The sequence below is a fragment of the Hyella patelloides LEGE 07179 genome, assembly GCF_900659865.1.
Classification (GTDB): Bacteria; Cyanobacteriota; Cyanobacteriia; order Cyanobacteriales; family Xenococcaceae; genus Hyella; species Hyella patelloides.
Genome location: NZ_LR214157.1, coordinates 1 through 4,494, shown reverse-complemented (window position 1 = coordinate 4,494; position 4,494 = coordinate 1). Strand labels below are relative to the sequence as shown.

The window sequence follows — 4,494 nt, the reverse complement described above, 5'->3', positions numbered from 1 at the left end:
ATAACCCCCACAAGGGTTATTTCATCGCCTCCCACCTATCCTGCGCAAGCGAAGCCCGAACACAATTCCAAGCTACAGTAAAGCTTCATAGGGTCTTTCTGTCCAAGTGCAGGTAGTCCGTATCTTCACAGACAATCCTATTTCGCCGAGCCTCTCTCCGAGACAGTGCCCAAATCGTTACGCCTTTCGTGCGGGTCGGAACTTACCCGACAAGGAATTTCGCTACCTTAGGACCGTTATAGTTACGGCCGCCGTTCACTGGGGCTTCGGTCGTTAGCTTCAAATCTCTCGATTCTGACCAACTTCCTTAACCTTCCAGCACTGGGCAGGCGTCAGCCCCTATACATCCTCTTTCGAGTTGGCAGAGACCTATGTTTTTGGTAAACAGTCGCTTGGGCCTCTTCACTGCGACCACCTCTCGGTGGCACCCCTTCTCCCAAAGTTACGGGGTCATTTTGCCGAGTTCCTTAGAGAGAGTTATCTCGCGCCCCTTAGTATACTCAACTTGCCCACCTGTGTCGGTTTCGGGTACGGGTATTCTGCTTTCAACACTATCACAGCTTTTCTGGGCACTAGATTTGCCACTCGCTCTCCGTAGAGAACTCCCAATCCATTTAGGGTGTGGTGATTTTTCATGCGTCCCTGTGATAACTCCCACAGCTTAGTCAGGGAATATTAACCCTGTCTCCATCGACTACGCCTTTCGGCCTCGCCTTAGGTCCCGACTAACTCTTCGCGGACGAGCCTTCCGAAGAAACCCTTGGGCTTTCGGGGTATATGATTCTCACATATATTTTCGCTACTTAAGCCGACATTCTCACTTCTGTACTGTCCACACCTGCTCACCGCTAGTGCTTCACCCTATACAGAACGCTCCCCTACCACTTGTATCTCTACAAGTCCACAGCTTCGGTAGAATGCTTAGCCCCGTTCATTTTCGGCGCAGGAGCGCTTGACCAGTGAGCTATTACGCACTCTTTCAAGGATTGCTGCTTCTAGGCAAACCTCCTGGTTGTCGATGCACTCCCACCTCCTTTATCACTGAGCATTCATTTGGGGACCTTAGCTGGTGGTCTGGGCTGTTTCCCTTTCGACGATGAAGCTTATCCCCCACCGTCTGACTGGTTGCCTTTTACGAGGTATTCTGAGTTTGTCTCACTTTGGTACCGCTCTCGCAGCCCGCAGCGAAACAGTGCTTTACCCCCTCGTAAGTTGCTCAACCGCTGTGCCTAAACACATTTCGGGGAGAACCAGCTAGCTCCAGGTTCGATTGGCATTTCACCCCTAACCACACCTCATCCGCTAGCTTTTCAACGCTAGTCGGTTCGGACCTCCACTTAGCTTTACCTAAGCTTCATCCTGGACATGGTTAGATCACCTGGGTTCGGGTCTACAAACTGTGACTTGACAACGCCCTTTTCAGGCTCGCTTTCACTTTGGCTTCGGGTTTCTCCCTTAACCTGCCACAGCTTGTAAGTCGCCGGCTCATTCTTCAACAGGCACACGGTTAGACGTTAAATCGTCCTCCCATTGCTTGTAGGCTAATGGTTTCATGTTCTATTTCACTCCCCTCTCCGGGGTTCTTTTCACCTTTCCCTCGCGGTACTTGTTCGCTATTGGTTACGCAGTAGTATTTAGCCTTACGAGGTGGTCCTCGCTGATTCACACGGAATTTCTCGGGCTCCGTGCTACTCGGGATTCAGTTAGGTCACTTTCGGTTTTCGATTACAGGACTTTCACCTTCTCTGGTGCATCTTTCAAATGCTTCGTCTAACTTCCTGTTTTCCACGTTACTGTCCCACTACCCCATCAACCGCAGCTGATGGTTTAGGCTGTTTCCGCTTCGCTCGCCGCTACTAGGGAAATCGCTGTTGCTTTTTTTTCCTCCAGCTACTAAGATGTTTCAGTTGGCTGGGTTGGCTCGTTCCTACCTATATATTCAGTAGGTCGTTCAATTGGGTTGCCCCATTCGGAAACCTTCGGTTCAATGCTTGCTTCCAGCTCCCCGAAGCGTATCGTCGGTCGCCACGTCCTTCTTCGCCTCTGCGTACCTAGGTATCCACCATTAGCCCTTTGTAGCTTGACCTGCTATTTTTGAGGACTACTTTTGACTTAGTTACTTGTTTTACAGTTGACTTTTCTTTCTTTATGCAGTTTTCAAGGTTCTTACTGAGTTTAAAACTCAGCATTCTCAGTCTGGCTTTGGGGCTTCTGATGATGCTGATTTTAGCTCTCTGATTTCTGGGGCTGACAAAGCAGGTCTTCTTCTTGTGGTGGAGGTAAGCGGACTTGAACCGCTGACATCCTGCTTGCAAAGCAGGCGCTCTACCAGCTGAGCTATACCCCCATACTTTTAAGGATGAATTATGAGGGATAAGGATTAAGGACTTTTTACTTCCTTTTTCCAGCTTTCTCTCTCCTTCTTCTCAATTTTCCGAACTAGCTTCGATGCTTCACGATGACTTTTCCTCATCCTTCCGCCTTCATTACTGATCCTTTTAATTGTGGTGGGCCATCCTGGACTTGAACCAGGGACCTCACCCTTATCAGGGGTGCGCTCTAACCACCTGAGCTAATAGCCCTTGCTTTCGGTTTGGAGAATCGAACCTAATCTCTAGTTTGAAGACTTGCCACTTTTAATTATTGCTAATTATGAGCTTTCAATACCTGTGCGACCTTGGGATTGTCTAGACTCTTCAAGCTACTTTTTGACTGTCTTGAAGGGTTAAGAAGGTCTCCCTTTTAAGGAGGTGATCCAGCCACACCTTCCGGTACGGCTACCTTGTTACGACTTCACCCCAGTCACCAGCCCTGCCTTCGGCATCCCCCTCCCAAAAAGGGTTAGGGTAACGACTTCGGGCGTGGCCAGCTTCCATGGTGTGACGGGCGGTGTGTACAAGGCCCGGGAACGGATTCACCGCAGTATGCTGACCTGCGATTACTAGCGATTCCTCCTTCATGCAGGCGAGTTGCAGCCTGCAATCTGAACTGTGGCCAGGTTTGATGAGATTCGCTCACTCTCGCGAGTTGGCTGCCCTTTGTCCTGACCATTGTAGTACGTGTGTAGCCCAGAGCGTAAGGGGCATGCTGACTTGACGTCATCCCCACCTTCCTCCGGTTTGTCACCGGCAGTCTCCCTAAAGTGCCCAACTTAATGATGGCAACTAAGGACGAGGGTTGCGCTCGTTGCGGGACTTAACCCAACATCTCACGACACGAGCTGACGACAGCCATGCACCACCTGTCTCCACGTTCCCGAAGGCACTTCTGAGTTTCCCCAGAATTCGTGGGATGTCAAGCCCTGGTAAGGTTCTTCGCGTTGCATCGAATTAAACCACATACTCCACCGCTTGTGCGGGCCCCCGTCAATTCCTTTGAGTTTCACACTTGCGTGCGTACTCCCCAGGCGGGATACTTAACGCGTTGGCTACGGCACTGCTCGGGTCGATACAAGCAACGCCTAGTATCCATCGTTTACAGCTAAGACTACAGGGGTATCTAATCCCTTTCGCTACCCTAGCTTTCGTCCCTGAGTGTCAGTTACGGTCCAGTAGAGCGCCTTCGCCACTGGTGTTCTTTCCAATCTCTACGCATTTCACCGCTACACTGGAAATTCCCTCTACCCCTACCGTACTCTAGTGCTTCAGTTTCCACTGCCTGCCCGAAGTTAAGCTTCGGTCTTTGACAGCAGACTTGAGGCACCACCTGCGGACGCTTTACGCCCAATAATTCCGAATAACGCTTGCATCCTCCGTATTACCGCGGCTGCTGGCACGGAGTTAGCCGATGCTGATTCCTCAAGTACCGTCAGGTCTTCTTCCTTGAGAAAAGAGGTTTACAACCCAAAAGCCTTCCTCCCTCACGCGGTATTGCTCCGTCAGGCTTGCGCCCATTGCGGAAAATTCCCCACTGCTGCCTCCCGTAGGAGTCTGGGCCGTGTCTCAGTCCCAGTGTGGCTGCTCGTCCTCTCAGACCAGCTACCGATCGCTGCCTTGGTAAGCCTTTACCTCACCAACTAGCTAATCGGACGCGAGCCCCTCTTCAGGCGATAAATCTTTTACCTTGCGGCTTATTGGGTATTAGCAGTCGTTTCCAACTGTTGTCCCCATCCTGAAGGCAGGTTCTCACGCGTTACTCACCCGTCCGCCACTCATTCCGAAGAATTCGTTCGACTTGCATGTGTTAAGCATACCGCCAGCGTTCATTCTGAGCCAGGATCAAACTCTCCATGGTGAACTTTCTACTTGTGACGCTCAATAATTGCCACTTTCGTTCCGTTCTTCTTTGAGTTATCCTAATTATTTTCAGGATTTGTTACTTGAAGTAACTTCTTTTTTGATGTTTTTCAACCAGGTATTTCGGCTGTGTTTTAAGTCTTCAAACTATTGATTTGTCTAGGTTCTGAGCGTTGTCGGGGCTTGTTTTCCCTCAACCGCGCATTTACCAATATAGGGTTTTCATTTTCTAAAGTCAACCCCTTTTTTTGAGAAATTT

General features: G+C 50.1%; 2 tRNA genes and 2 rRNA genes. All 4 read right to left on the bottom strand.

From position 1 onward, the window contains the following. Positions 1–2,086 (bottom strand): 23S ribosomal RNA (locus H1P_RS31250); the annotation flags it as partial. Between the two features lie 185 nt (positions 2,087–2,271). Continuing rightward, positions 2,272–2,347: transfer RNA gene (locus tag H1P_RS31245), tRNA-Ala, on the bottom strand. 158 nt (positions 2,348–2,505) lie between these two features. After that, positions 2,506–2,582: transfer RNA gene (locus tag H1P_RS31240), tRNA-Ile, on the bottom strand. Positions 2,583–2,743: 161 nt separating this feature from the next. Next, positions 2,744–4,233 (bottom strand): 16S ribosomal RNA (locus H1P_RS31235). Between the last annotated feature and the right edge of the window lie 261 nt (positions 4,234–4,494).